Source organism: Shinella sp. SUS2 (genome assembly GCF_001262505.1).
In the GTDB taxonomy this organism is placed as follows: Bacteria; Pseudomonadota; Alphaproteobacteria; order Rhizobiales; family Rhizobiaceae; genus Shinella.
In genome coordinates, this window is record NZ_KQ410724.1 from 88,005 (window position 1) to 114,495 (window position 26,491).

General features: G+C 64.5%; 25 protein-coding genes. 10 read left to right on the forward strand and 15 right to left on the reverse strand.

The window, feature by feature from the left end; all coding sequences use genetic code 11:
* Positions 1-89 precede the first annotated feature (89 nt).
* Together radA and alr are read right to left on the reverse strand one after the other, a co-directional pair.
* Positions 90-1,493 (reverse strand): DNA repair protein RadA, encoded by a 1,404-nt coding sequence (gene radA / locus AKG11_RS02995; RefSeq protein ID WP_023516733.1) that lies wholly within the window; start codon positions 1,491-1,493, stop codon positions 90-92.
* A 57-nt stretch (positions 1,494-1,550) separates the two neighbouring features.
* Positions 1,551-2,720, reverse strand: a complete 1,170-nt coding sequence (gene alr / locus AKG11_RS03000; protein WP_050743152.1) for an alanine racemase — start codon at positions 2,718-2,720, stop codon at positions 1,551-1,553.
* Between the two features lie 115 nt (positions 2,721-2,835).
* Between alr and AKG11_RS03005 the strand changes: the two genes are divergently transcribed.
* Complete coding sequence (locus tag AKG11_RS03005; protein WP_156334051.1) at positions 2,836-3,423, forward strand: hypothetical protein; 588 nt, start codon at positions 2,836-2,838, stop codon at positions 3,421-3,423.
* A gap of 167 nt (positions 3,424-3,590) precedes the next feature.
* Here AKG11_RS03005 and AKG11_RS03010 read toward each other — a convergent pair whose 3' ends face one another.
* The 6 genes from AKG11_RS03010 to rpsF form a co-directional block, all read right to left on the reverse strand.
* A complete protein-coding gene (locus AKG11_RS03010; RefSeq protein WP_023515061.1) occupies positions 3,591-5,090 on the reverse strand; it encodes a replicative DNA helicase in 1,500 nt (499 codons plus the stop codon).
* A gap of 187 nt (positions 5,091-5,277) precedes the next feature.
* Positions 5,278-6,564 carry an SAM-dependent methyltransferase gene (locus AKG11_RS03015; RefSeq protein ID WP_050742891.1) on the reverse strand — a complete coding sequence of 429 codons (1,287 nt, stop codon included), beginning with the start codon at positions 6,562-6,564 and terminating at the stop codon, positions 5,278-5,280.
* Between the two features lie 220 nt (positions 6,565-6,784).
* Positions 6,785-7,363: a 50S ribosomal protein L9 gene (gene rplI / locus AKG11_RS03020; RefSeq protein WP_023515799.1), complete on the reverse strand. Its 579-nt coding sequence runs from the start codon at positions 7,361-7,363 to the stop codon at positions 6,785-6,787.
* A gap of 21 nt (positions 7,364-7,384) precedes the next feature.
* Positions 7,385-8,359, reverse strand: a complete 975-nt coding sequence (locus tag AKG11_RS03025) for a YybS family protein (protein WP_023515800.1) — start codon at positions 8,357-8,359, stop codon at positions 7,385-7,387.
* A 265-nt stretch (positions 8,360-8,624) separates the two neighbouring features.
* On the reverse strand, positions 8,625-8,873 hold the full coding sequence (gene rpsR, locus AKG11_RS03030; protein WP_023515801.1) for a 30S ribosomal protein S18: 249 nt from the start codon (positions 8,871-8,873) through the stop codon (positions 8,625-8,627).
* A gap of 24 nt (positions 8,874-8,897) precedes the next feature.
* A complete protein-coding gene (gene rpsF / locus AKG11_RS03035) occupies positions 8,898-9,350 on the reverse strand; it encodes a 30S ribosomal protein S6 (protein ID WP_023515802.1) in 453 nt (150 codons plus the stop codon).
* A 348-nt stretch (positions 9,351-9,698) separates the two neighbouring features.
* On the opposite strand from rpsF, the gene AKG11_RS03040 reads away from it, so the two are divergent.
* Both AKG11_RS03040 and AKG11_RS03045 read left to right on the forward strand, forming a co-directional pair.
* A complete protein-coding gene (locus AKG11_RS03040) occupies positions 9,699-10,064 on the forward strand; it encodes a hypothetical protein (RefSeq protein WP_050742892.1) in 366 nt (121 codons plus the stop codon).
* A 164-nt stretch (positions 10,065-10,228) separates the two neighbouring features.
* Positions 10,229-10,702, forward strand: coding sequence for a VOC family protein (locus AKG11_RS03045; RefSeq protein ID WP_023515804.1), 474 nt, complete (start codon positions 10,229-10,231; stop codon positions 10,700-10,702).
* Positions 10,703-10,758: 56 nt separating this feature from the next.
* On the opposite strand, the gene AKG11_RS03050 is transcribed toward AKG11_RS03045, so the two are convergent.
* On the reverse strand, positions 10,759-11,802 hold the full coding sequence (locus AKG11_RS03050) for an aldo/keto reductase (RefSeq protein WP_050742893.1): 1,044 nt from the start codon (positions 11,800-11,802) through the stop codon (positions 10,759-10,761).
* Between the two features lie 193 nt (positions 11,803-11,995).
* On the opposite strand from AKG11_RS03050, the gene fabD reads away from it, so the two are divergent.
* The 7 genes from fabD to gmk all read left to right on the forward strand — a co-directional run bounded on the left by fabD (position 11,996) and on the right by gmk (position 18,675).
* On the forward strand, positions 11,996-12,940 hold the full coding sequence (gene fabD / locus AKG11_RS03055; protein ID WP_050742894.1) for an ACP S-malonyltransferase: 945 nt from the start codon (positions 11,996-11,998) through the stop codon (positions 12,938-12,940).
* A gap of 23 nt (positions 12,941-12,963) precedes the next feature.
* Positions 12,964-13,701, forward strand: a complete 738-nt coding sequence (gene fabG / locus AKG11_RS03060; protein WP_023513139.1) for a 3-oxoacyl-[acyl-carrier-protein] reductase — start codon at positions 12,964-12,966, stop codon at positions 13,699-13,701.
* Between the two features lie 283 nt (positions 13,702-13,984).
* Positions 13,985-14,221 (forward strand): acyl carrier protein, encoded by a 237-nt coding sequence (locus AKG11_RS03065; RefSeq protein ID WP_018327362.1) that lies wholly within the window; start codon positions 13,985-13,987, stop codon positions 14,219-14,221.
* 106 nt (positions 14,222-14,327) lie between these two features.
* Positions 14,328-15,587, forward strand: coding sequence for a beta-ketoacyl-ACP synthase II (gene fabF, locus AKG11_RS03070; RefSeq protein WP_023513998.1), 1,260 nt, complete (start codon positions 14,328-14,330; stop codon positions 15,585-15,587).
* Positions 15,588-15,705: 118 nt separating this feature from the next.
* Positions 15,706-16,887 (forward strand): endolytic transglycosylase MltG, encoded by a 1,182-nt coding sequence (mltG, locus tag AKG11_RS03075; protein ID WP_050742895.1) that lies wholly within the window; start codon positions 15,706-15,708, stop codon positions 16,885-16,887.
* Positions 16,888-17,124: 237 nt separating this feature from the next.
* Positions 17,125-18,012, forward strand: coding sequence for a YicC/YloC family endoribonuclease (locus tag AKG11_RS03080; protein WP_050742896.1), 888 nt, complete (start codon positions 17,125-17,127; stop codon positions 18,010-18,012).
* Positions 18,013-18,015: 3 nt separating this feature from the next.
* The gene (gene gmk / locus AKG11_RS03085) at positions 18,016-18,675 is read left to right on the forward strand and encodes a guanylate kinase (RefSeq protein ID WP_023513995.1); all 660 of its coding nucleotides are present in this window, start codon (positions 18,016-18,018) and stop codon (positions 18,673-18,675) included.
* A 177-nt stretch (positions 18,676-18,852) separates the two neighbouring features.
* On the opposite strand, the gene rsmA is transcribed toward gmk, so the two are convergent.
* From rsmA to lptF, 6 genes are all read right to left on the reverse strand, one after another.
* Positions 18,853-19,680 carry a 16S rRNA (adenine(1518)-N(6)/adenine(1519)-N(6))-dimethyltransferase RsmA gene (gene rsmA / locus AKG11_RS03090; RefSeq protein ID WP_050742897.1) on the reverse strand — a complete coding sequence of 276 codons (828 nt, stop codon included), beginning with the start codon at positions 19,678-19,680 and terminating at the stop codon, positions 18,853-18,855.
* Positions 19,680-20,714, reverse strand: a complete 1,035-nt coding sequence (pdxA, locus tag AKG11_RS03095; RefSeq protein WP_050742898.1) for a 4-hydroxythreonine-4-phosphate dehydrogenase PdxA — start codon at positions 20,712-20,714, stop codon at positions 19,680-19,682. The genes rsmA and pdxA overlap by 1 nt, the downstream gene beginning before the upstream one ends.
* 83 nt (positions 20,715-20,797) lie before the next feature.
* Positions 20,798-21,736 (reverse strand): SurA N-terminal domain-containing protein, encoded by a 939-nt coding sequence (locus AKG11_RS03100; RefSeq protein WP_023513992.1) that lies wholly within the window; start codon positions 21,734-21,736, stop codon positions 20,798-20,800.
* A gap of 145 nt (positions 21,737-21,881) precedes the next feature.
* Entirely contained in the window at positions 21,882-24,212 is a 2,331-nt protein-coding gene (locus AKG11_RS03105) for an LPS-assembly protein LptD (protein ID WP_023513991.1), read from the reverse strand.
* The gene (gene lptG / locus AKG11_RS03110; RefSeq protein ID WP_050742899.1) at positions 24,212-25,294 is read right to left on the reverse strand and encodes an LPS export ABC transporter permease LptG; all 1,083 of its coding nucleotides are present in this window, start codon (positions 25,292-25,294) and stop codon (positions 24,212-24,214) included. Before lptG ends, AKG11_RS03105 begins: the two co-directional genes overlap by 1 nt.
* Positions 25,291-26,475: an LPS export ABC transporter permease LptF gene (gene lptF / locus AKG11_RS03115; protein ID WP_050742900.1), complete on the reverse strand. Its 1,185-nt coding sequence runs from the start codon at positions 26,473-26,475 to the stop codon at positions 25,291-25,293. The genes lptG and lptF overlap by 4 nt, the downstream gene beginning before the upstream one ends.
* Positions 26,476-26,491: the final 16 nt, after the last annotated feature.

Sequence of the window (26,491 nt, forward strand, 5' to 3'; positions counted from 1 at the left end):
GCACCTTAGCGGAAGGCGTCTTCGCCGTCTCAGTTCGGCACGCCGGCGACCGATGTTTCCCACAGGCCATTGCCGTTTGCCGGAGGGCGTCAAACGTCCTCGTCTTCCCGCTTCAGGGCGCTCTTCGAACCGGCAATGCGCGCCACCAGATCCGGCAGGCTGTCGATCTCGCTCCAGCGGCCGCCATTGCCCTTGGGCAGATCGGCGGAACCGGCGGGCAGGACGGCCTGCGAAAAACCCAGCTTTTCCGCCTCCTTGAGGCGCTGGGCGGTGTGCGCCACCGGGCGGATTGCGCCCGACAGGCTGACTTCGCCGAAATAGACGCAATCGGCAGGAAGGGCAAGACCGGCAAGCGACGAAACGAGCGCCGAGGCGACCGCAAGGTCTGCAGCCGGTTCCGAGATACGGTAGCCGCCCGCCACATTGAGGTAGACGTCGTGTTGACCGAGGCGCACGCCGCAATGGGCCTCCAGCACGGCGAGGATCATCGAAAGCCGCGCCGAATCCCAGCCGACGACCGCACGGCGCGGCGTGCCGAGCGAGGTGGGGGCGACGAGGGCCTGCACCTCGACCAGCACTGGCCGCGTGCCCTCCATGCCGGCAAAGACCGCCGCGCCCGGCGATTTCGCATTGCGCTCGCCGAGGAAGAGTTCGGACGGGTTTGAGACTTCGCGAAGGCCCTTGTCGGACATCTCGAAGACACCGATCTCGTCCGTCGGGCCGAAACGGTTCTTGACGGTGCGCAGGATGCGGTAGTGGTGGCCGCGGTCGCCTTCGAAATAGAGCACGGCATCGACCATGTGCTCGACGACACGCGGGCCGGCGATCTGGCCTTCCTTGGTGACATGGCCGACGAGCACCATGGCGGCGCCCGTCTGCTTGGCGAAGCGGATCATCGCCTGCACGCCGGTGCGCACCTGCGTCACCGTCCCGGGCGCGGCCTCGGCGGTGTCGCTCCACAGGGTCTGGATCGAATCGATGATCACGAGATCGGGCCGCTTGCCTTCGCCGACGGTGGCGAGGATGTCCTCGACATTGGTCTCGGCGGCGAGCAGCACGTCGGTCTCGGCGGCCTGCAGGCGCTGGGCGCGCAGGCGCACCTGCGCCACGGCCTCTTCGCCCGAGACATAGATGATGCGGTGGCCGCGGCGGGAGAGGGCGGCGGCGGCCTGCATAAGAAGGGTGGATTTGCCGATGCCGGGATCGCCGCCGATCAGCACGGCCGAGCCCCGCACGAAGCCGCCACCTGTGGCACGGTCGAGCTCGCCGATGCCGGTGTGGATGCGCGGGGCTTCCTCGATCTCGCCGGAGAGAGCGGTCAGCGCAACGGGGCGGCCCTTCTTCGGTACCTTGCCGGGGCCGGAGCCGATGCCGCCCATCGGATCTTCCTCGACGACGGTGTTCCACTCGCCGCAGCCCTCGCATTTCCCGACCCAGCGGGAATGGGCGGTGCCGCAGTTCTGGCAGACGAATTGGGTGCGGGCTTTCGCCATAAAATCTCGCTTTCCGGAATCGTTCCGGAAGTCCCTAGCACAAAAGGGGAACGTGTCCTATTTTTTCGCCGCTTCGTAGCGTCGTTCGTAACGCCTTCCGAGGCTGGTCAGGAGCTCGTAGTCGATCGTGCCGCCGGCGCGGGCCACATCCTCGATGGGCATATTACGGCCGAAGAGCTCGATGAAGTCGCCGGGCCGGACGCTTCCCTCCGGCAGGTCCGTCACGTCGAAATGGGTGAGATCCATGGTGACGCGGCCGATCAGCGGTACCGCGCGGCCGTGCAGCACGCCGCTGGCACCCGGGACGTTCGTCTTGCGCAGCGGCACGCCTGAGCCAGAAAGGGCGCGCATGTAGCCATCCGCATAGCCGACCGCGGCGACGGCGATGCGCGTGTCGCGGGTGAAGACGGTGGTGGCGCCGTAGCTGACGCTTTCGCCGGCTTTCGCCTCGCGCACCTGGAGGATACGGGCTTCGGCGGTGACGACCGGCTTCATCGGGTTCGGCGCGTCGTTGACGGCCGCGCCGCCATAGAGCGAGATGCCCGGGCGGGTGAGGGTGAAGTGATACTCTTCGCCGAGGAAGATGCCGGCCGAATTGGCCAGCGTCGCATCGATGCCGTCGAAGGCATCGACGGCGGTGCGGAACCGCTGGAGCTGCTGGCGGTTGAGCGGGTGGTTCGGATCATCCGCGCAGGCGAGATGGCTGAGCAGCATGATCGGCGAGAAGCTCGCCGGCCGCGCCACGTCGCCGGCAAGCGCCAGGGCATCTTCGACGCGCAGGCCGAGCCGGCTCATACCCGTGTCGACATGCAGCACGCAGGGGTGGTCGCTTCCGTCGGAGACCGCGGCCATGAAGACGGCGAGCTGTTCCTCCGAGGCAATGACCGGCACGAGGTCGAACTCGAAGAACAGCCGCTCGGAGCCGGCCCACATGCCGGACAGAACGTAGATGCGGGCATCCGGCAGCGTCGCGCGCAACGCAGCGCCTTCCGCCGGGGTGGCGACGAAGAAATCGCGCGCACCTGCCAGATGAAAGGTCCTTGCCGCCGGTTCGAGGCCGATGCCGTAGGCGTCGGCCTTCAGCACCGCGGCGGTGCGCGCCGCGCCGGAGCGCCGCGCCATGGCGCGCCAGTTGTCGGCAAGCGCAGAAAGATCGATCGTCAGACGAGCATGGTCCTCGCCGGCGACGGGCAGGGTGGAGCGGGTGGGCGTGTGGTGCGTGCTCATTTCAGTGAGATACAGCCTGTGGACCATGGCGGCAATACGGCCGCCGGCTGCATTGCCGGTACGAAACGCGGCCTCTATGGTGCCGCGCCGAAAGGGAGAGACGATGCGGGCAGGAATGAGAACGGCCGTTGGGGCGATGGCCCTCGCTCTTTCGGGCGAGGCGGTGGTTGCGGAGAGCGTGCCGACGGATGCCGCGATGCGCGAGGCGCATGCGGTGCTGCTCGGCCTTGCCCAGGACGGTGCTGTGCCGGTGCGCGAGGCGGGCGCGGACATCTACTATTCCATCGTCGACAATCCCGAGGCGCCCCGGCTGGTGACCCGGCTGGAAGTCTCCGGAGCGCCCTGTCGTGCCCGCACGACCGCAGCCCTGCAGTTCCCGGAAAAGTGGGCGACGCTGACGCTCGGCCTGGTCGATCTCAGCCGCGTGACGGCGGTCACGGCCTATGCCTCTGCCGATGACATGATCGCGGAGGCAAAACCCATTCCGCTCGCCTCTCCCGACGTGGAGCAGATCGTTCTGACGGGCGAGGGGCTCTATTGTTCGAGCCGCATGGCGCTTTCAGGGGAGAGTGGGGCCTCTGACGGCACCTGCTCCGACAGGCTGGACCTGTCGATGATGGACGAGGAGCAAAAGGCGCGCGGCCGACGGGCGCTCGCCATCGTGGGCGATTTCTGCAAGGCCCCGGCTTTCGGGAAGCGGTGAGCGGGCAAGAGGAGGATTGCCCCTCATCTGGCCTGCCGGCCACCTTCTCCCCGCAAGCGGGGCGAAGGGGATGTGCGGCACCGGTTTCCCCAACCAATGATGGTTCGTGAGGCAAGTTCCCTCTCCTCGCTTGCGGAGAGAGGGTGAGGGGCGAGCCCCGGCTCCCGTCAATGCTCGTACTGGGTGAACGACGGATCGGCGAGGTCGGTGAAGCGGGTGTATTCCGACTGGAAGGCCAGTTTCACCGTGCCGGTCGGTCCGTGGCGCTGCTTGGCGATGATGACGTCCGCCGTGCCCTTCACGGCCTCGAACTTCATCTTCCACTCTTCGTATTTCGGGTCGAACTCGTCGCGCGGCTCGAGGTTCTTCACGTAGTATTCCTCGCGGAACACGAAGAGCACCACGTCGGCGTCCTGTTCGATCGAGCCCGATTCGCGAAGGTCGGAAAGCTGCGGGCGCTTGTCTTCGCGGCTTTCCACCTGACGGGAGAGCTGGGAGAGCGCGATGATCGGCACGTTCAGCTCCTTGCCGAGCGCCTTGAGGCCGGTGGTGATCTGGGTGATTTCCTGCACGCGGTTGTCGCTGGATTTTCCCGAGCCGGTCATCAGCTGGATATAGTCCACCACGAGGCAATCGAGGCCGCGCTGGCGCTTGAGGCGGCGGGCGCGGGCGGAAAGCTGGGCGATCGAGATACCACCGGTCTGGTCGATGTAGAGCGGCACCTTCTGCATCATCTGGCTGCAGGCGACCAGCTTTTCGAAATCGGCCTCGGAAATGTCACCGCGACGGATTTTTGACGAGGAAACTTCCGTCTGCTCGGAAATGATACGCGTTGCGAGCTGTTCGGACGACATTTCGAGCGAATAGAAGCCGACGACGCCGCCATTTTTCGCCTTGAAGGAACCGTCCGCCTGCACTTCCGGCTCGTAGGAGGCGGCGATGTTGTAGGCGATGTTGGTGGCAAGCGAGGTCTTGCCCATGCCGGGGCGTCCGGCGAGCACGATCAAGTCCGAGCGCTGCAGGCCGCCCATGCGGCCATCGAGCGAGTGGATGCCGGTGGAAATGCCCGACAGCGAGCCATCGCGCTCGAAGGCGGCGCCGGCCATGTCGATCGCCAGCGCAACGGCATCGTTGAACGACTGGAAGCCGCCATCGTAGCGGCCGGTTTCGGCCAGTTCGAACAGGCGCCGTTCGGCATCCTCGATCTGGTTCTGCGGCGGCATGTCGAGCGGCGCGTCATAGGCGATGTTGACCATGTCCTCGCCGATGGTGATCAGCGAGCGGCGCAGCGCAAGGTCATAGATGGCGCGGCCGTAATCCTCCGCGTTGATGATCGTCACGGCTTCGGCGGCAAGGCGCGCGAGGTACTGCGGGATCGTCAGGTCGCCGACCTTGCCGTCGGCCGGCAGGTGGGTCTTCAGCGTGATCGTCGTCGCGATCTTGCCCATGCGGATCGTGTCGCCGGCAAGCTCGTAGATCTTGCGGTGCAGCGGCTCGTTGAAGTGCATGGGCTTCAGGAAATCCGAGACGCGGTAATAGGCATCGTTGTTGACCAGGATCGCGCCGAGCAGCGCCTGTTCGGCCTCGACGTTGTTCGGTGCCTCGCGATGATGCAGCTCCGCATTGTCGCGGCCCGCCTGGCTGAGTTTGCGCACGGCGTCGTTCATCGTCCCGAATCTCCCCATCCCTGTTTGCGAAGGCCGCTGGTTTGGTTTCTTTGTCGCCGGGGGTCAAGCGCTTCCGACTCGGCCCGACCATTAAGCCCGTTGTTAGACTTTTCCACAGGCGCGCGGGACACAGCAAGCCCGGATTGCGCCGGGCCTGCTCGCTTTCGGTTGACACCGCTTTCGAATCTCAGAGCGAGGCTTCCTGCGGAAACTGCCGCGCACCGCGGCGTTCGCCCTTGGGATTGCCCTCGTGCGCCTTGAGACAATCCTCGCCGCGGCCGATATATTCGCGCGTCAGCGGCGCGGCCTGCTGGTCATGCGCCAGCTGAAGCTGGAAGACGACGAGGTTCTGCCAGCGAAAGGCACTCTCGGAAGCCGCGAGGTAGAACTCCCAGATCCGGCAGAATTTCTCGTCGTAGAGCGCCTTGGCCTCGTCGCGCCGGGCCATGAAGCGTTCCCGCCAGTGGCGCAACGTTTCGGCATAGTGCAGGCGCAGGATTTCCACATCCGTCACGGCAAGCCCGCTTTTCTCCACCGCCTGCATGACCTCCGAAAGGGCAGGGATATAGCCGCCCGGGAAGATGTACTTCTCGATGAACGGGTTGTTGGCGGAAGGACGGTCCGTGCGGCCGATCGTGTGCAGCAGCATCACCCCGTCCTGCTTCAGGAGCGACGCGCTCTTGCGGAAGAAGGTCAGGTAGTTCGGGCGGCCGACATGTTCGAACATGCCGACCGAGACGACGCGGTCGAACGGGCCGTCCGTGTTGCGATAGTCCTGCAGCAGGAACCTGACCTCTTCCGAGAGTCCGGCTTCGCTCGCCCGCGTCATGGAAAGGGCGTGCTGCTCGTCGGAGAGCGTTACGCCCGTGACCTTGGCGCCGAGCTGCCGGGCGAGGTAGAGCGCCATGCCGCCCCAGCCGCTGCCGATGTCGAGCACGCTCTGCCCTGGCCGGATGATGTTGAGCTTCGCCGCGATGTGGCGCTTCTTGGCAAGCTGCGCGTCGTCGAGCGTCTGGTCCGGCCGTTCGAAATAGGCGCAGGAATATTGCCGGTCGTGGTCGAGGAAGAGATCGTAGAGTGCACCCGTCAGGTCATAGTGGTGCTGCACGTTCTTGCGCGAGCGTACGATGCTGTTCTTCTCCCGTATCCAGCGGAAGAGGTAGCGCGCCCGTTCGAGCAGGTGGTTCCAGCGACTGTCGTAATATTTGAAATCGGGATTGCCGGTAAAGATGGTCTTCAGGAGGTCGTAGATATCGCCCTCCACGATCTCGATATCCCCCGTGCCATAGTGATGCCCGAGATAGTAGGCAGGGTCGAGGGCGAGGCCCCAGACCGCTTTCTTCGTGTTGAGACGCATGTGGACGGGATTTCCGGTGCCGTCGCCGAAGCTCTGGCGGGTGCCGTCCGGGTAGGTGATCGTCAGATTTCCGGTCTCGACGAGGCGGGAAACGAGAGCCTGTACAATGAATTTCATTCGCTAAACTCCGTCGCGCTTAAAAAATCTGGCGGAACGGGTCTGGTCGCAAACCGGCCTAAAAAAAGCGGCCCGACCGCCAATCCAGTCTAACGACATATAAATATTGATGCGAAAATCCGGATTTCAAGCCGTGCCTTTCGGCTGCCGCAAAAGCAAAGGGCCGGCAAAGCCGGCCCCAAAAGGCAGATGAGCCGGCAAAGCCGGCTCACTGTTGTTCTCAGGCTTCGTCTTCGTCTACGCCGTCGGCTTCCGGATCGAAGAAGTCGGCTGCCGTCAGGGCGTCTTCGTCAACGCCGTAGATGGCGTCGGCAGAGGTCAGGCTTTCGCCCTTCGACTGACGTTCGGCTTCTTCGACGGAGCGGGCAACGTTGACTTCGACCGAGATCTCGACTTCGGCGTGCAGGTGCAGGACGACCTTGTGCAGGCCGATCGCCTTGATCGGGGTGTTGAGCTCGACCTGGTTGCGGCCGATGTTGAAGCCTTCGGCAGCCAGCGCCTCGATGACGTCGCGGGCAGCGACCGAGCCGTAGAGCTGGCCGGTTTCGCCGGCGGAGCGGACGATGATGAAGGACTTGCCGTCGAGCTTCTCGGCGACGGCCTGGGCTTCCGACTTGCGCTCGAGGTTGCGGGCTTCGAGCGTCGCACGCTCGGATTCGAAGCGCTTCTTGTTGGCTTCGTTGGCGCGCAGCGCCTTGCCGAGCGGCAGCAGGTAGTTACGGGCAAAGCCGTCGCGAACCTTTACGGTTTCGCCCATCTGGCCGAGCTTGGCGATGCGTTCGAGGAGAATGACGTCCATTTTAGAGTTCCTTTCTGAATGTCAGGTGTTCTGGTTTTTCTTCTCTGCCGGGCCGGCTGGCGTCAGCGCGATGGTGCGCCGCGTGTCCATCAGGCCCAGAATGAGGATGGCGAAGATCGGTATGGTGAAGAGCAGTACCGAGATATAGGCGAACCACAGGGCGAACAGCCGCCACGGCTTGCCGCGCGTCCTGAAATGCAGGCTCGCAAAGCCGGCAAGCACGAAACCGGCCCCGAAGGTGCCGCAGACGAGCGCGCCGATGATCGCCGGCACGCCGCCCATGAAGGCGAGAACGAGACCGGCGAGGAAGAAGAAGATCGCGTTGCGGTGCATGCGCAGCGTCGAGGGCATATCCTCGCGCGGGCGAAGGCCGCGGCCGGACAGGCGCACGATGAAGGTCGCAACGTAGTATGCGGCGAACAGCAGGAACACCCAGAGAGCGCCCTGCACCAGCGGCAGCGCCAGCGCGAAAACGGCCTTGAGCTGCGCGACGGCGGTCGCATCGGGATTGTAGAGCGGTTCCTGCGCTTTCAGCGTCGCGATGACGATATCGACGAGCTGGCTCGCCATGGCGCTGTCGTAGCCGACGATCGCGCCGACGGCGACCATGCCGAGCGTCACCATGACGGCGAGATGTGCGAGGATGTTGGACAGCGGATACCAGGCGAGTGCATTGTCCGGGCCGCCGAGTTCGGAGGCGGGGCGGGCAAGATTCGCGAGATTGGAGAGCCAGCCGGCCGGGATCAGCGTGATGATGACGATCAGCAGCGCGAAATGCGAGGAGACCAGCATGGAGGCGGTCGCGCCGCCGGCGACGACGGCGATCAGCGCGCTGGCATTGCCCCAGCCGAGGCCGGCAATCAGAATCGGAAGAGCGGACGCGGCGTAAAGCACGATCGCGAGAGTCGACTGCGCGTTCGCGCTCAGCGAAAGCAGAGCGGCGGTCACACCGGCAATCAGGCCGGTCGCAATCGAGGTCGGCGTCAAGGTCTTCACGGGTTCGCTGTCCTGTCTCATCAGACAGTTAGAGGAGATTCCTGACAAACCTGTTCAGGACTGTTTCCCCAACATGGGATTTGGCTTCAGATTTTTTGCAATCCCGGACGCAAAACCGTTTCACACTTTTGCTGGAATTTCTCTGAAAGCCGGCGGCTCCGATCCGCGCCCAACGCGGAAGGGAAAGGGGGAAGGCGGCAGAACCGTCTTCCCCGGAGTCATGCATCCCGGCCCGACGTCGAGTCAGGCCGCAGAGTCAGTATGCTTACGCTACGACGTAGGGCAGCAGGCCGAGGAAGCGGGCGCGCTTGATCGCCTTGGCGAGTTCGCGCTGCTTCTTCTGGGAAACGGCCGTGATGCGGGACGGAACGATCTTGCCACGCTCGGAAATGTAGCGCGACAGGAGACGGACGTCCTTGTAGTCGATCTTCGGTGCGTTTGCGCCCGAGAAGGGGCAGGTCTTGCGGCGGCGGTGGAACGGACGGCGTGCCGGAGCGGAAGAAACATCAGCCATAGTCAAAATCTCCTTCTGCTTCGATTACGCGCGGTCTTCGCGGGCCGGACGGTCGCCACGCGGCGGGCGGTCACCGAAGTCGCGGCGCGGACGGTCACCGAAATCGCGGCGCGGGCCACGGTCGTCGCCATCACGGCGCGGACGGTCGTCGCGGTCACGCTTCTGCATCATGGCCGACGGGCCTTCTTCGTGGGCTTCCACAGCGATGGTCATGTAACGAAGAACGTCTTCGTTGATGCGCATCTGGCGTTCCATCTCGTGGATGGCGGCGGCCGGAGCGTCGATGTCCATCAGCGCGTAATGCGCCTTGCGGTTCTTCTTGATGCGGTAGGTGAGGGACTTGAGGCCCCAGTTCTCAACCCGGCCGACCTTGCCGCCGAGCGATTCGATCACACCCTTGTACTGTTCGACGAGAGCGTCGACCTGCTGGGCGGACACGTCCTGGCGGGCCAGGAATACATGTTCGTAAAGAGCCATGTGGCTTTGCCTTTCTTGCGTTTACACCCGAAACCGGCGCCAAGCCTCAACGACAGTTCTCAAGGGCGGGAAGCCCGAAGCAAGAAAAGCGTTAATCCAGACGGTCGAGAGCGGAGACACGGGAGGCCGGAGCCCTTGGCTCCAACGGCGGTCTTTTGGGATCGCCGGCCCTCCGTTCAGCCACCAGCCGATTGACCGGGTGTGTTGAACAGCGCGCCTTATACGGATTTTCCGGCGGAAAGCAAGTCTTGCACTCCAGAAGCGTGCTGACCCGTTTTGCAACAGGGCGGGAACCAAATGGAAGACGCCGCGTTGTTCATTCCGATCCAACCAGATGGAGTGACAGACATGCAAGACCCGAACCTTGTCAATCGTCCCCCGGAAGATCGCGCGACGCGTCCGGTGGATGACCGCGGACCGACCGTCGTGAACCAGAGCAGCGGGAGTGGCACGGGCGGCTGGGCAGTGGCCGTGATTCTCGCAGTGCTCGTTGCCGTGGGCATCTTCTATTTCGTCGGCAGCGGAACGCCGGGTGACGGCGTCGACCCGAATGCCAACACCTCGGCCATCGGCACGACGGACACGACGCCGGCCGGCGGCACGGCAACGGATGGCCAGACGGGCGGTGCTACCGGCACGCAGCCGCTGGAAGGCCAGCCGAGCGGCGGCCAGCAGCCCGCCGAAGGTGGTGGCGCGACCACGACCATGCCGTAACGTCACCCCGCAAAGAGCAGGGCGAAAAGAAACCCGTCGGCAACGGCGGGTTTCTTTCGTCGTCTCGGTTTTTTTGAAGCCCGGTGTCGGGTCGCGGCCGCGCCGAACGTCTACACTGCATGGGCCGCGATCGATGGCCTCGTAACCGGATGGAGGATGCACCAATGCCGAAGAACACGATCTGCCTGTGGTTTGACAAGGATGCCGAAGCGGCCGCCCGCTTTTATGCCGCGACGTTTCCCGACAGCGCCGTGGGCGATGTCACCCGTGCGCCGGGCGATTACCCCGATGGCAAGCAGGGAGAAGTGCTGGTCGTCGGCTTCACGGTCGCCGGCATTCCGTGCATCGGCCTGAACGGCGGGCCGACCTTCAAGCACAACGAAGCCTTCTCCTTCCAGATATCCACGGAGGATCAGGAAGAGACCGACCGTTACTGGAATGCGATCGTCGGCAATGGCGGGCAGGAAAGCGAGTGCGGCTGGTGCAAGGACAAATGGGGTATCTCCTGGCAGATCACGCCGCGCGTCCTCATGGATGCGCTTGCCGCCGGTGGCGACGAGGCGAAACGCGCCTTCAACGTGATGATGACGATGAAGAAGATCGACGTCGCCGCCATCGAGGCGGCCCGGCGTGGCTGAGTCGCGAACCCTTTCGGAGGATAAGAGACGGGCGGCCAATGGCCGCCCGCTTCTTGTCAGATCGGCGCCGGATAGAGACGGTGGATGCGGCGGATGCCATTCGTCACGTCGGCCGAGAGAGTTACGTCGACCGCGCCGATATCCGTCTTCAGCTGCTCCATCGACGTCGCGCCGATGATGACGGAGGCCATGAAGGGCCGCGCCAGGCAGAAGGCGAGGGCCATCTGGCCGGCGTCGAGCCCGTGCTCCTTGGCAAGGTCCACATAGGCGCGCACGGCCGGCTCCTGAAGCGGCTGGTAGCGGCCGCCGAGGTCGCCGTTCTTCGTCAGGCGCGACCCCTCGGGGCGGGCGCCGTCGAGATACTTGCCCGTCAGAAGTCCGGCAGCGAGCGGCGAATAGGCGAGCAGGCCGATATCCTCGTGGTGCGAGACTTCGGCAAGGTCGAGGTCATAGGCCCGGTAGAGCAGATTGTATTCGTTCTGGATCGAGGCGACGCGCGGCAGGCCCCTGGCCTCGGCGTGGCGCAGGAACTGCATCGTGCCCCAGGCCGTCTCGTTGGAAAGGCCGAGGGCCCGCACCTTGCCGGCCTTGACGAGCTCCCCGACGGTTTCGAGGGCTTCCGCCAGCTCGGCGGCAACCGCCTCGCGATCCTGCTTCGACGGGTCGTAGCTCCAGGCGTTGCGGAAATGATAATGCCCGCGGTTCGGCCAGTGCAGCTGGTAGAGGTCGACATAGTCGGTCTTCAGCCGCTGGAGACTGCCGTCGATGGCTTCGAGGATGCCGGCACGGTTCATCGGCGCGCCGCCGCGGATATAGGGGCGGCCGGGGCCGGCGACCTTGGTGGCGAGGATGACCTTCTCGCGGTTGCCGCGCGCCTGCATCCACGTGCCGATGAAGCGTTCGGTGTCGCCGTAGGTTTCTGCGGAAAGCGGTGTCGTCGGATAGAGTTCGGCAGTATCGATAAAGTTCACACCGTGGGCGAACGCATAGTCGAGCTGGTCGTGCGCGTCCTTCTCGCTGTTCTGCGAGCCCCAGGTCATCGTGCCAAGGCAGATTTCCGACACGCTGATGCCGGTCCGGCCAAGCGGATTATACTTCATGGGAGGAGAAATCCTGTTGTGGAAACGGCGCGACTGTAGGCGGCTCCTCGTGAATCGCAAGACGGAAAGCGCCTTTTCCCTGTGTGAAGGCCTTGGAAATGCCGGCTTTGAGGTGCCGGAAGCCTGCCGCACGCCTTGACTCGCCGGGTCGGAATGTGAATGGAAAAGAAAACATGAGACGGGAGAGACCCCTATGAGCGTAGCATTCACCTTCCCCGGCCAGGGCAGCCAGGCCGTCGGCATGGGCAAGGATCTCGCGGAAGCCTTCCCGGAGGCGCGCGCCGTTTTCGCGGAAGTCGACGAGGCGCTCGGTCAGAAGCTTTCCGCCATCATGTTCGAAGGACCGGAAGAAACGCTGACGCTGACGGCCAACGCCCAGCCGGCGCTGATGGCCGTGTCGATCGCCGTCATGCGCGTGCTCGAGGCGCGCGGCCTGTCGCTGAAGGATCAGGTCTCCTATGTCGCCGGACACTCGCTCGGCGAATATTCGGCGCTCTGTGCCGCCGGAACCTTCACGCTGGCCGATACGGCACGCCTTCTGCGCATCCGAGGCAATGCCATGCAGTCCGCGGTCCCGGTCGGCGAAGGCGCGATGGCTGCCATCATCGGCCTGGAACAGGCGGATGTCGAAGCCATCTGCAAGGAAGCCTCCACCGGCGGCAGCTGCCAGATCGCCAACGACAACGGCGGTGGCCAGCTCGTCATTTCCGGCTCCAAGCCGGCCGTCGAGGTCGCGGCCCGGCTTGCGACGGAAAAGGGTGCCAAGCGTGCGCTGATGCTGTCCGTCTCCGCCCCTTTCCATTCCGCCCTGATGGGCCCGGCCGCCGACGCCATGCGCGAGGCGCTGGCAGGCGTTTCGGTCAAGGCGCCGGTCGTGCCCGTCATTGCCAATGTACGCGCGGCTCCGGTCAGTGAGCCGCAGGAGATCGCCCGCCTGCTCGTCGAGCAGGTCACCGGCCAGGTGCGCTGGCGCGAGACGGTCGAATGGTTCGCGGCAAACAATGTCACCACGCTTTATGAGGTCGGTTCCGGCAAGGTGCTGACGGGCCTTGCCCGCCGCATCGACAAGTCCGTCACCGGCATCGCCATCAACACGCCCGCCGATATCGACAGCGCGCTCGCAGCCCTCATCGGTTGATCTAATCTTAAAGGAACGGAACCATGTTTGATCTTTCCGGCCGCAAGGCTCTCGTTACCGGCGCTTCCGGTGGCATCGGCGAAGAGATCGCCCGCATCCTCCATGCCCAAGGCGCCATCGTCGGCCTGCATGGCACGCGCGTCGAAAAGCTCGAAACGCTTGCCAATGAGCTTGGCGAGCGCGTCCACATCTTCCCGGCAAACCTCTCCGACCGCGCCGAAGTCAAGGCGCTGGGCGAGAAGGCGGAAGCCGATCTCGGCGGCGTCGACATCCTCGTCAACAATGCCGGCATCACCAAGGACGGTCTCTTCGTGCGCATGAGCGACGACGACTGGGATGCGGTTCTGGAAGTCAACCTCACGGCCGTGTTCCGCCTGACGCGCGAGCTCACCCATCCGATGATGCGCCGCCGCTACGGCCGCATCATCAACATCACCTCCGTCGTCGGCGTCACCGGCAATCCGGGCCAGGCGAACTATTGCGCCTCCAAGGCCGGCATGATCGGCTTCACCAAGTCGCTCGCGCAGGAGATCGCCACCCGCAACGTCACGGTCAACTGCGTCGCGCCCGGCTTCATCGAAAGCGCGATGACCGGCAAGCTGAACGACAAGCAGAAGGAAGCCATCATGGGCGCCATTCCGATGAAGCGCATGGGCACCGGCGCGGAAGTTGCATCCGCCGTCGCCTATCTCGCCTCCTCGGAAGCGTCCTACATGACAGGCCAGACGCTGCATGTGAACGGCGGCATGGCGATGATCTGATACAGGGCCAAGTGCCCGGCGTTGCAGCACGAATAGCATGTTGACCGCTGGCGCACCGGGCATTTTCGGACTTTGCGGCAGACTTAAACCGTGTTAATCGGGCCATGACTGTCAGCAGTCGATCGGCAAATGCCTCGCGCGTTCAGGCGGTACGCAACAGTATCGTCAATGCCGCATTGCCAGTTGAAGGGATTGCCGGATGTGTTCTTGAGGCACATCGGGCGTGTTGAGTGTCCGGTGCCGTGACAGGCGCCGATCAAAAACAAAGGTCGAGGAATCCGACATGAGCGACGTAGCAGAACGCGTAAAGAAAATTGTCATTGATCATCTGGGTGTTGACGCCGAAAAGGTCAGCGAAGGCGCAAGCTTCATCGATGATCTTGGCGCGGACTCGCTCGACACCGTCGAACTGGTCATGGCGTTCGAAGAAGAATTCGGCGTCGAGATCCCGGACGATGCGGCTGACTCGATCCTGACGGTCGGCGACGCCGTCAAGTTCATCGAGAAGGCCCAGGCCTGATCGAACATTCCGGCGGGCCTCCTTCGGGTGGCCCGTCCCGGCCTTCCCGGGCCGCACCTCCTCTTGGGGCAATAGACATAGAATACATAAGGGTGGATCACGGACGATGAGGCGTGTCGTTATCACGGGTACCGGCATGGTATCCCCGCTTGGCTGTGGCACCGAAGTTACCTGGAGCCGGCTTCTCGAAGGCCGCAGCGGCGCTGCCAGGGTAACCACCTTCGAGGTCGATGACCTCCCTGCAAAGATAGCCTGCTCCATTCCCCTCGGCGACGGTACCGGCGGTACCTACAATGCCGACCAGTGGATGGAACCGAAGGAGCAGCGCAAGGTCGATCCTTTCATCGTCTACGCCGTCGCTGCCGCCGACATGGCGCTGGCAGACGCCGGCTGGCATCCGAAGACCGACGAGGACCAGATCGCGACCGGCGTGCTCATCGGCTCGGGTATCGGCGGCCTCGATGGCATCGTCGAGGCCGGCTACACGCTGCGCGACAAGGGTCCGCGCCGCGTCTCGCCCTTCTTCATTCCCGGCCGCCTGATCAACCTCGCCTCCGGCCAGGTCTCCATCAAGCACAAGCTGCGCGGCCCGAACCATTCCGTCGTCACCGCCTGCTCGACCGGCGCGCACGCCATTGGCGATGCCAGCCGCCTGATCGCGCTGGGCGATGCTGACGTCATGGTGGCGGGCGGTGCCGAATCGCCGATCTGCCGCATCGCGCTCGCCGGCTTTGCCGCCTGCAAGGCGCTCTCCACCGACCGCAACGACGACCCGACCGCCGCCTCGCGCCCCTATGACCGGGATCGCGACGGCTTCGTCATGGGCGAGGGCGCCGGCGTCGTCATCTTGGAAGAGCTGGAGCACGCGAAGGCGCGCGGCGCGAAGATCTACGCCGAAGTCGTCGGTTACGGTCTTTCGGGCGATGCCTACCACATCACCGCGCCGTCGGAAGACGGCGACGGCGCCTATCGCTGCATGCAGATGGCGCTGAAGCGCGCTGGCATTCCGGCAAGCGAGCTCGACTATATCAACGCACACGGCACCTCCACCATGGCCGACACGATCGAGCTTGGTGCGGTGGAGCGTCTGGTCGGCGATGCCGCATCGCGCGTCTCCATGTCGTCCACCAAGTCGGCGATCGGCCATCTGCTCGGCGCCGCCGGCGCCGTCGAGGCGATCTTCACGGCGCTGGCGATCCGTGACAATATCGCTCCGCCGACGCTGAACCTCGACAATCCCGACGTCGAGACGGCGATCGACCTGGTGCCGCACAAGGCGCGCAAGCGCGAGATCAACGTGGCGCTGTCCAATTCGTTCGGCTTCGGCGGAACGAATGCGTCGCTGGTTCTCAAGCGCTACGCCTGAACCGGGGCTTCTGCCCCGGCACGCTACACACCCGAATGCGCAGGGCAGGCCCATCCTGCTTTTGCCGTATTGCTCTGCTGGAAGACAGTCGAGCAATGCCCGAACATGAGGACAGTCCGTGAGCGACACGAACGAACCCGGCGAGACGCAGTTTGGCCGCGGCGAGGCCTCCGGCCAGTCGCGCATCATTCCCAAGTCCGCCAATGAGGCCCTCCGGCCGGAACAGGTGCCGCAGCCGCCGAGCAAGCGCCGCTCGCGCAAGGCGCGCAGCCAGATCGTCATCTTCCTGAATTTCGTCATGACCGTGGTCGTCTTCGCCACGATCATCGGCATCGGCATCTTCTATTACGGCGTGAAGAGCTACGAGGAACAGGGCCCGCTGACGGCCAACACGAACTTCATCGTGCGTGGCGGCGCCGGCACGAACGAGATCGCGGCCAATCTCGAGCGCAACAACATCATCACGGACAGCCGCGTTTTCCGTGTGCTTTCGCGCATCTATCTCGACGGCGAGACGCTGAAGGCCGGCGAATACGAGATCAAGTCCGGTGCGACGATGCGCGAGATCGTCGAACTCCTGAAGTCGGGCAAGTCGATCCTCTACAGCGTTTCCGTGCCGGAGGGGCTGACGGTCAAGCAGATATTCAAGCGCCTGTCCGACGATCCGGTACTCGAAGGCGATCTGCCGGCCGACCTGCCGGCCGAAGGCTCGCTGATGCCCGATACCTACAAGTTCTCCCGCGGTACGAAGCGTGGCGACATCCTGCACCAGATGCAGGATGCGCAGAAGGCGCTGATCGACCAGATATGGGAACGCCGCGACGACAATCTGCCAATCGCCACGCGCGAGGAGTTCGTCACGCTCGCCTCGATCGTCGAGAAGGAGACGGGCCGGGCCGACGAGCGGCCGCGCGTCGCCTCGGTCTTCCTCAACCGCCTGGACAAGGGCATGCGCCTGCAGTCCGATCCGACGATCATCTACGGCATCTTCGGTGGCGACGGTAAGCCGGCTGACCGCCCGATCTACCAGTCGGATCTTGAGAAGCAGACGCCGTTCAACACCTATATCATCAAGGGCCTGCCGCCGACGCCGATCGCCAATCCGGGCCGTGCCGCCCTCGAGGCGGTCGCCAATCCGTCGCGCACGCCGGATCTCTACTTCGTCGCCGACGGCACGGGCGGTCACGTCTTCGCCGAGACGCTGGACGAGCACAACCAGAATGTCCGCCGCTGGCGCAAGCTGGAAGCGGAAAAGGCGGCCGAAGCCGCCAAAGAGGCGGAAGCGGCAGGCTCGCAGTAAGAACGCCTTTTTTCATGCTGAAGGCCCCGGCAAATCCGGGGCCTTTTCGTATTCCGGGGCATGCTTTCCTGTTCATCCCCACCTTTGATGTGGATCGCGTATCGTTCCCGGCGCTCCCCCGTTTCCAACCCCGTGAAACTGCTCCACTTTGGGGGATGGTTTTCGCGCCTGCCGCGCGTTTCGGCTGCCCCGCCTTCCGGCTTGACCTGCCGTCGCCGGGCGCCACAGGAGGACGACATGACATTGCAATCGATGACCGGCTTTGCGCGGGTCGAGGGAACCAGCGGGCGCACGCGCTGGGTCTGGGAGCTTCGCTCGGTCAACGGCAAGGGTCTCGACATCAGGCTGCGCCTGCCACCCGGCTTCGAGGCGCTGGAGAGCGATGTGCGGCGCCTTGCAGGTGAGACCCTCGCGCGCGGCAACCTCCAGATCGGCCTCTCCGTCAGCGTCAGCGAAGCCCAGGTCGAGGCGGTGGTGAACCAGGGTGCGCTTGCGGCCGTGCTGGCGCTGCGCGAGCAGCTGGCCGGCAAGATCGATCCGGCGCCGCTCAAGCTCGACACGCTGCTCGCCATGCGCGGCGTCGTCGATTTCCGCGAGGCTGACGAGAGCGAGGCCGAGCGCGTGGCGCGCGATGCCGATATCCGCACGGGGCTCCTGGAGGCGATCCGCTGTCTTGCCGAGATGCGCTGCAAGGAGGGCGTGGCGCTTGCCGGGGTGTTGCTCGGCCAGGTCGCCCGCGTCGAGACGTTGACGGCGACCGTCGAGGCCGATCCCTCACGCAGCGTTTCGGCCATTGCCGAGCGGCTTTCGGCCCAGGTCGCCGTACTCCTGCAGGGAACGACGGCGCTCGACCGCGACCGCTTGCACCAGGAGGCGGCGCTGCTTGCCACCAAGGCGGACCTGCGCGAGGAGATCGACCGGCTGAAGGGACACGTCGCCGCGGCGCGGGAGCTGATCGCCGAAGGCGGGCCGATCGGCCGCAAGCTCGATTTTCTCGCACAGGAATTTAACCGGGAATCGAATACGATCTGTTCCAAGTCGAACGCCGCTGCTGTAACGGCTGCGGGTATCGAACTGAAGGTCGTCATCGATCAGTTCAGGGAACAGGTCCAGAATCTGGAGTAGGCCATGGCCGAGCCGTCGAAGCATATCCAAATCGAACGCCGCGGGCTCATGCTCGTCATCTCCTCGCCGTCGGGCGCCGGCAAGTCGACCATCGCCCGCAATCTCCTGGAGGCCGATCCCGGACTCAGCCTGTCGGTCAGCGTCACGACCCGCCAGCGCCGGGCCAGCGAGATCGCCGGGCGCCACTACCATTTCATCAACCACAAGGAGTTCGAGCGGCTGCGCGACAGCGATGCGCTGCTCGAATGGGCCGAGGTGCACGGCAACTTCTACGGCACGCCGCGCGAGCCGGTGGAGGAGGCGATGTCCGCCGGCCGCGACATGCTGTTCGACATCGACTGGCAGGGCGCCCAGCAGCTGCAGGAGAAGATGCCGGCCGACGTGGTCTCGATCTTCATCCTGCCGCCCTCGATGACGGAGCTGCAATCGCGACTGCACCGGAGAGCCGAGGATACGGAAGAGGTCATCCAGACCCGTCTCGCCAATTCCCGTGCCGAGATCGAGCACTGGCGGGAATACGACTATGTCATCCTCAACGATGACCTCTCCGTCGCCTTCGACGCCGTGCAGAGCATCGTCAAGGCCGAACGCCTGCGCCGCGACCGGCGGCATGGCCTGTTCGAGTTCGTGACGAAGCTGGTGACGGAAAAGCCGGCTTTGTAGGCGTTCGTTCGCATCCTCTTTTCGTGGGATTGTCCCTCACTCTACCCCTTTCCCCGCAAGCGGGGAGAGGACTTGCCCTGTAAACGGCATTGGTTGAGGAAAACGGATCGGCCTGTCCCTTCGCCCCGCTTGCGGGGAGAAGGTGGCCGGCAGGCCGGATGAGGGGCTGTTTAAAGCCTACAACGCGTTCGCCAGCCGTACGAACTCTTCCACGCTCAGCGTCTCGGCCCGTCGCTGCGGGTCGATCTCCGCGCGCGCCAAGAGGGCTTCGCCGCCGAGCGACTTGACGCTCTGGCGCAGCATCTTGCGGCGCTGGCCGAAGGCGGCATGGGTGGTGCGCTCCAGCGCGGCCACATCGCAGGGCAAGGGGTTGGGCACCGGTTCCAGATGCACGACCGACGAGGTGACCTTCGGTGGCGGGGTAAAAGCCTGGGGCGGAACGTCGAAGGCCATGTGGGCATGGGTGCGCCAGCCTGAGAGCACGCCGAGCCGACCGTAGTGGTCGTCGTTCTCTTCCGCCACGATGCGCAGGCCCACCTCACGCTGGAACATCAGCGTCAGCGATTCCCAGAAGGGCGGCCAGGCTTTCGGCAGCAGCCAGTTGACGAGGAGCTGCGTGCCGACATTGTAGGGCAGGTTCGCGATGATGCGCACCGGTTCGCCCGGCGCCAGCGCCTCGAAATCCGTCTTCAGCGCGTCCCCTTCGATGACCGTCAGACGGCCCGGATAGTGCTCCGCGATTTCGGCGAGCGCGGGCAGGCAGCGCGCGTCGCGCTCGATGGCGATCACGCGCTTTGCGCCGAGCGCCAGGATGGCGCGCGTCAGGCCGCCCGGGCCGGGACCGACCTCGATCACCGTATGGTTTTCGATCGGGCCGGCGGTGCGGGCGATTTTCTGGGTGAGGTTGAGGTCGAGCAGGAAGTTCTGGCCAAGCGCCTTCTTCGCATCCAGCCCGTGGCGCTGGATGACATCGCGAAGCGGCGGCAGCCCGTCGAGTGCAGCCATCAGGCGGTCTCCTTTGCGGCCCGTTCATGTAGGGCGAGGTCGTGGGCGAGGCGAAGGGCGGCGAGCAGGCTGTCGGGCTTGGCGATGCCCTTGCCGGCCAGCGAAAAGGCCGTTCCATGATCCGGCGAGGTGCGGATGAAGGGCAGGCCAAGCGTGGCATTGACGGAATCGTCGAAGCCGAGCGCCTTGGCAGGGATCAGCGCCTGGTCGTGATACATGCAGAGCGCGACGTCATAGGTGGCGCGTGCGGCGTCGTGGAACATCGTGTCGGCCGGCAGCGGGCCGACCGCGTCGATGCCGGCTGCCTGCAGCCGCTCCACGGCCGGGCGCACGATGGCATCGTCCTCAAGGCCCAGCGCACCGCCTTCGCCGGCATGCGGGTTGAGCCCGGCAAGCGCTAGGCGCGGACGAGCAATGCCGAAGCGCTGACGCAGGTCGCGCTCGGTGATGGTCGCCGTCTCCACGATCAACTCTTCCGTCAGCATGTCCGGCACATCCTTCAGGGGAATGTGGATGGTGACGGGCACGCTGCGCAGCTTCGGCCCGGCCAGCAGCATGACGGGCAGGGCCTGTCGTCCCGTTTTCCGTGCAGCGAGGTCCGCGAGGAATTCCGTATGGCCGGGAAAGCCGAAGCCGGCATCGTAGAGCACGGCCTTGGCGATCGGGTTCGTCACCACGGCGGCGGTGCGGCCGGCGAATGTCAGCGTGACCGCGGTCTCGATCGCGCCGGTGATGGCGGCGGCGTTGCGGGAATCGGGCGAGCCGGCGACAGCCGGCACGGTGCAGTCGCAGGCAAGCACCGGCAGGGCGTCCGGGAAGAGGGCGGTTGCCGTTTCCGGCTCCGCCAGCGCGACGGTGACATCGATCCCGAGAGCTGCGGCGCGTGTGCGCAACACGGCGGCATCGCCGATGAAAAGGAAGGGCGGCAGGGAGAGCGCCCTGCGGGCCGACCACAAGGCGAGCGTGATATCAGGCCCGATCCCCGCCGGATCGCCCATGGTGAGAGCCAGCGGAGGAAAACTTGTCGTCGTCATGGAGACCCTGCCGGTCAGCGGGTTGAAAGGGGAACGCCTCTGCAGCAGCGCTTCATGGGAAGCGCCGGGCGGAGCTCCGGGTATCAACGTTCGGTGATCGTCGCCTTCTTGCGCAGTTCGGCGATGTACTTCTCGCTGTTCTCGTCGCCTTCGTTGCTCTTGGCCTTGCTGAGGTCCTCGGCGCGGAAGACCATTTCGGCCGCCACGTCGTCGTTGACCTCGCGCTTCTTGCAGATGGCGAGGTATTCGACGCCGCGCTCGGTGACGCGCGTGCCCGTCGTCATGCCGTTCGCCTTCTCGATGAACGGCTTCCAGTCTTCCGGCATCTCCGGCGCCAGGACGCGGCCGAGATCGCGGATCGAGACGTCACGCATGGTCGCGGCGAAGACCTTGGCCTGTTCGCAGCCGGGGAATTTCGAACGCGAGGCTTCGGCTTCCTGCTTGCGCTTGCCGAGAATGGCGTTGCGGCGCTTTTCCGGCACGACGAAGATGACCTGCTTGAGGAAATATTCGGTGGTGACCGGCTTCTTGCCGCCGTTCTCCTGCATGCGCTGGACCAGGGTCTTGCTGTCCTTGGCGGCGCCATAGCGGGCATTGACGACGCGCGGCCAGCTCATCTGGATGGCGATATACTGCTTGAAGTGATCCGAACCGACGCCGGCGCGGTTCAGGATCTCGCCGAGCTGCTGTGTCGACATCTTGTTGGAGGCGGCAAAGCGCGCATAGGCGGCCTCCACCTCGGAACTGCTGACGGACATCTTGAGACGCAGGATCTCCGTGCGCTTGAGCACTTCGTCGATCATCTGCTCGCGAGCCTTGGCGCGCAGGTTCCCGCCGGCGCGCTGCAGGCGCAAGAAGGCGGCGCGGCGCTCGATCTCGCCCGAGGTGACCGGCGTGTTGTTGACGACGGCCACGATGCCGCTTGCGGCCTGGACCGTGCCGGCCGGAACCGCGATCGTCGCCGCAGCGGCAAGTGCCACGCCCATCATCATGGAGCGAACCAGAGAGTGTCTGCCCGTCATGCCAGTCCCTTTCCCAAACCCATTTCGCGCGCACCGGTGTCGTTCGTGCGGGAATGCCGTCCACGCAGGAGGCCTTCACCGGCGGGCGTTTCTCCCGGATGTGCATAATACATGCGGCCAAACGATGACAAGAGCGCGGCGACGCTTACTCGAAGCCGGTCAGCGTCGTGTCGCCGACATTGATGTCGCCGAGCGTGCGGAACATCAGCCGCGCACCGATCGACCAGTCGTTCGCCGTCGTGCCGGATTTGTCGCGCGTCTGCTCGTAGACGATCGAGAACACGGTGTCGCGATCGTCATAGGAGAAGCCGATGCCGTTGCGCGACAGGCTCTGGCGCTTGATGTCGTAGGTCAGCGACCCGAACACCGACCAGTAGTCCTGGAACTTGAAGGCCGCGGCGCTCTGGATTTCGCTGGAATCGTCCGCCAGACCATAGGCCGGTTGCGCGGCGATGCGCGTATAGGTGATTTCCGTCTCGAAGCGGGCACCGTCGAAGCGCACCGAGGTGTCGGCACGACGCATCGAGAAGTCATCCTTGTCGAGGCGCGCACTGTGGGCAATCGACAGGCCGTTCGGCAGATCGATGCCGGCCATGCCGACATAGTCGGACGAATCCGTCTCCAGGCCCGAATTGGCGCCGACATTGACGAGATCGGGCGTTGCGAAGGAGTTCACGCCGCCTAGATGGAAAGACTGGCCGATGATCGAGCGCAGGCGAAGGCCGTTGTCGAAGGTGCCGGTATAACGCAGGCCCAGATTGGCGCGCGAACCGCCCTCGATCCGGTCGAAGCCGGAAAACTTGTCGCGCTCGAAGAGGTTGGTGGCGTCGAAGACGAAGCTCTGGGCGTCCTCGTTCGGCAGGCCGCCGGCATGGTCTTCGTCCGGACGCAGGTAGATCTGTGCGATCGGCTCGAAGAGATGCGTGCTGTAGTCGGTCGTCGCCAGGATCGGATAACGGGCTTCGAGGCCGGCGGTCAGCATCGTGCGGGTCGTGCTGTTGTCGTCGACATAGTTGCCGGCATAGCCGAGGCCCGGGTCGGTCATGTCGAGGCGGTGGATATCGCCGCGCGCCGCGAGCAGGGGGGTCAGAACAAGGCCGCCCGGCACGACGAACTGGCGCCGCCATTCGACCTCGCTGGTCAGCCGCGTCGTGCCGCCGGCAAGGCCGCGGAAGCGGTCGTTGCCGCGCACGCTGTAGGCGTCGCGCAGGTCGCGTTCGACATTGGTGATGTTCGTGGTGATCGACAGCTCGCCGCCAAGCACCGGCTGCGGCACGATATATTCGTGGTCGAGCGTCTGGGCGATCGCCTGCTTGCGCTCCAGACGGTCCTGCGGATCGGCGTCCTGCACGTCGAAATAGAACGAGCGCAGGTCGAAGACGTTCCGGTCGCCAAGGCCGGTCAGGTAGATCTGGTTGACGTGGATACGGTCTTCCAGGCCATCGAGATCGTAGGTGCGCGAGAAGTTGTTGTCGGTCTGCGCCATGACATCCCAGCCGAAGGACCAGCGGGGATTGATCTTGAAGCGGCCTTCGGAGGCAACCATGCCGCGGAAGTCGTCGCGCCGGTCACTCGTGCCGGCGGTGAACACACCGGGGTTCCACTGGTCGATGCCGGCAGCACGCAGCGTGATCTGGCCGTTGTGGAAGCGCTTGCGGAATTCACCCTCGACGAGGAAGCCCTGACGGGTCAGGACGGTCGGCGAGAGGGTCGCGTCCATGTCCGGCGCGATGGCGAAATAATAGGGCGTCGTGATGCCGAGGCCGAGCTTCTGCTCGTAGCTGAATTGCGGGAAGAGGAAACCGCTCTTCCGCTTGACCGTATGGTCCGGCACTTCCAGCACGGGAATATAGGCGATCGGCTTGCCGAACATCTCGAAGCGCGCGCGCTCCATGCGGATGGTCTTGGTGCGGCCGTTCTGCACGACGCGCTCGGCCTTGACCTGCCAGAGCGAGCGGTGCGTGGGGTTGGTGGCACAGGGCGTGCAGGCGGTGTAGACGGCGTGGTTGAGGATCATCTCCTCGCCGTTGACGCGCTCGCCGCTGGTTGCCGCCAGCTTGGTAAGGTCCGTGGTCTCGATGCGCAGCGCATTGACGAAACCGTTGGCGAAATCGTCCGACAGGTCCATCTCGTCGCCATAGACGCGATTGCCGGTCGGCTCGATGAGCTCGATATTGCCATGCGCCGTCAGGCGGCCGGTCTGCTGGTTGTACTCGACCTGGCGCGCGACGAGCTTGTAGCCGCCATAGTTGATCTGCACCGCGCCGCGGGCGATCACCTTTTCCGTATCCTTGTTATAGACGAGCTCGTTGGCCGCCAGCAGCAGCTTGGCGTCGTCGGAAATCTTCGGTTCCATCGACTGGATGTCGGGTGCCTGCGCCCGGGCGGGGAGCGCGGACACGATGGCGCACATGGCCGCACCTGCAAGCAGGGCGGCTTTCAACCACCGATTCGTTTTGCGGTCGCCTGCCGCCACTAGCCATCCTCCTGATGGAGAAGAATCGTCGCGCCCAAGGACATTGCGACGACCACTGGGAGCCAGGCCGCAACGAACGGAGGTACAACACCGCTGCTTCCGAATGCTTTCACAAGCACGGTGACGACATAAAGCATGAAGCCCGACAGGATGCCACCCAGAATCACCGCACGCGATTGATTAAACCGGCTAAATTTCAATGATACACAGGCTGCGATCAGCGTCATGGCAACCAGAAGCAGCGGCAGGGACAGCATGGAATGGAACTGGGTTTCCATTGCATCCGTGGGGAAGCCGAAGGACTTGGCCGCCTCGATCTTGCGTCCAAGGCTCAAAAACGGAATGGATTCAGGCTTTTCGAGGCTCTCCTGAACGAATTCCCGTTTCAGGTTGGTACGAAGCTGTACCTCGTCGAGACGGACCGGCAATTCGCCGTTGCGCGTCTCGTGCACGTTCTTAAGCAACCAGTAACCATCTTCCAAGGTCGCCGAATCGGCGTCCTGCCGCAGAACGATGCGGCCGTCGGGATCGAAGTGGATAACGGTGACGTTCACAAGGCGCGTACCGCCGTCGAGAACGGCCTTGGCGCCGATGATCGCCTGGTCGTTGCCGTAGATCTGGCGCAGCCACGGTACGGCGGTCTCGGTGCGTGCGGCGTTGCTGGCGCCCCAGCCCGCTTCCAGCTCCGCGGCCTTCTTCGAGCCCCAGGCGGCGATCGGATTGATGGCCAGTACGGCGGTGATGCCGAACAGGAAGGCGCCGATGATGAAGGGGCGCAGGAACTGCCAGACCGAAATGCCCGCCGCGCGCGTGACGACGAGTTCGTAGCGCCGGTTGAGCGAGATCAGCGCTGCCATGCCGGCAAAGAGCGCGACGAAGGGCACGGTCTGCATCAGGATAGTCGGGATGCGCAGAGCCGTCACCAGGAGGCCGCTGGTGATGGTATAGCCCGGCAGCACGCCGACACGGTTCGACATCTCGCTGAAATCGATGATGAAGATCAGCGAGAAGATGCCGAGCAGGAACCAGACGGTGGTGATGATGTAGCGGCGGAAGAAATAGAAGCCGAGCGTCGGGATCATGGCGTGCCGCTCCCGCCGGCGGAGGTGGAGCTCGCCCGCGAAAAGCGGGTCATGAGCCGGTCGCGCAGGTCCGTCAGCCGCTCGCCCAGCGTCACGGGAATGTCGAGGCTCTTGTTGCGCCCGAGATAGCGGATCGCCAGCGCCGCGGTGATGGCCGGAATGAGGTACATGATGGGAATGTAAAAGGCGGAATCGTCCGCGTTGTTCGATGCGTAGAAGCTCGTCCAGCGCACGAAGAGGGCGGTCAGCAGCGCCGTGATCATCGGATGGACGCGCGCCTCGCGGTGCGAGCGGGCATCGCCGCTGACGACGAGCGCGATGAGGCCGAAGACCGCCGGGAAGAGCCATTCGGTGAAGCGGCGGTGGATCTCGGCGGTGAAGGCGCCGGGGTTCTTCTTGTATTGCGGATCGTTGGGATCCGGGTCGAAGAGATAGATGAGATCGCGATCCTTGGCCCTGATGTTGGATTTGCCGACGCTCTGGGTGAGGTCGGCAAGGTCGAAGGCATAGGAATCGAACTTGATGATCGAGACGTTGCCGTCCGGCAGCTTGCGGTGCACCTCGCCGTCCTTCATGACGAGCGCCGAGCTGTTCTCGTCCACCGCGCCCTCGCGGGCATAGTAGACGAGCTCGAAGCGCGGGTCGCGCGTATCGGCGACGAAGAGGCCGGATAGCACGCCGCCATTGCGCCGCTCCGCCACCTGCACATAGAGGCCGTCGGTGATCTTGCGGAAGGTGTTTTCCTGCACGACGGCGGACAGCATGTCGGCATGGGCCGTGGCGATCATCTTGCGCACGGCGGTGCGCGAATAGGGTTCGACGAAGTTGTCGACGGCGAAGGAGACGAAACTCATCGCCACGGCGAGGATCATCACGGGCCGGATGATCGTCATGCGCGAGGCGCCGGCCGAATTCAGCACGGTCAGCTCCGAATCGGAGTTCATCACGGTCAGCGTCTGCGACACGCCGATAACGAGTGCGAAGGGCAGGATGATCGGGATGACCGAAGGCAGGACCAGCGACGCCAGCTTCAGGAAGGCGAAGATCGACTGGCCGCTGTCGGTGACGAGATTGATGCTGCCGAGCGCCTGCGTGACCCAGACGATGCCGAGCAGGGGCACAAGCGTGGCGACGAACATGAGCGACGCCCGCCGCAGGATATAGCGCTCGATCAGTTTCATCGTTTCGTCCGCGTTT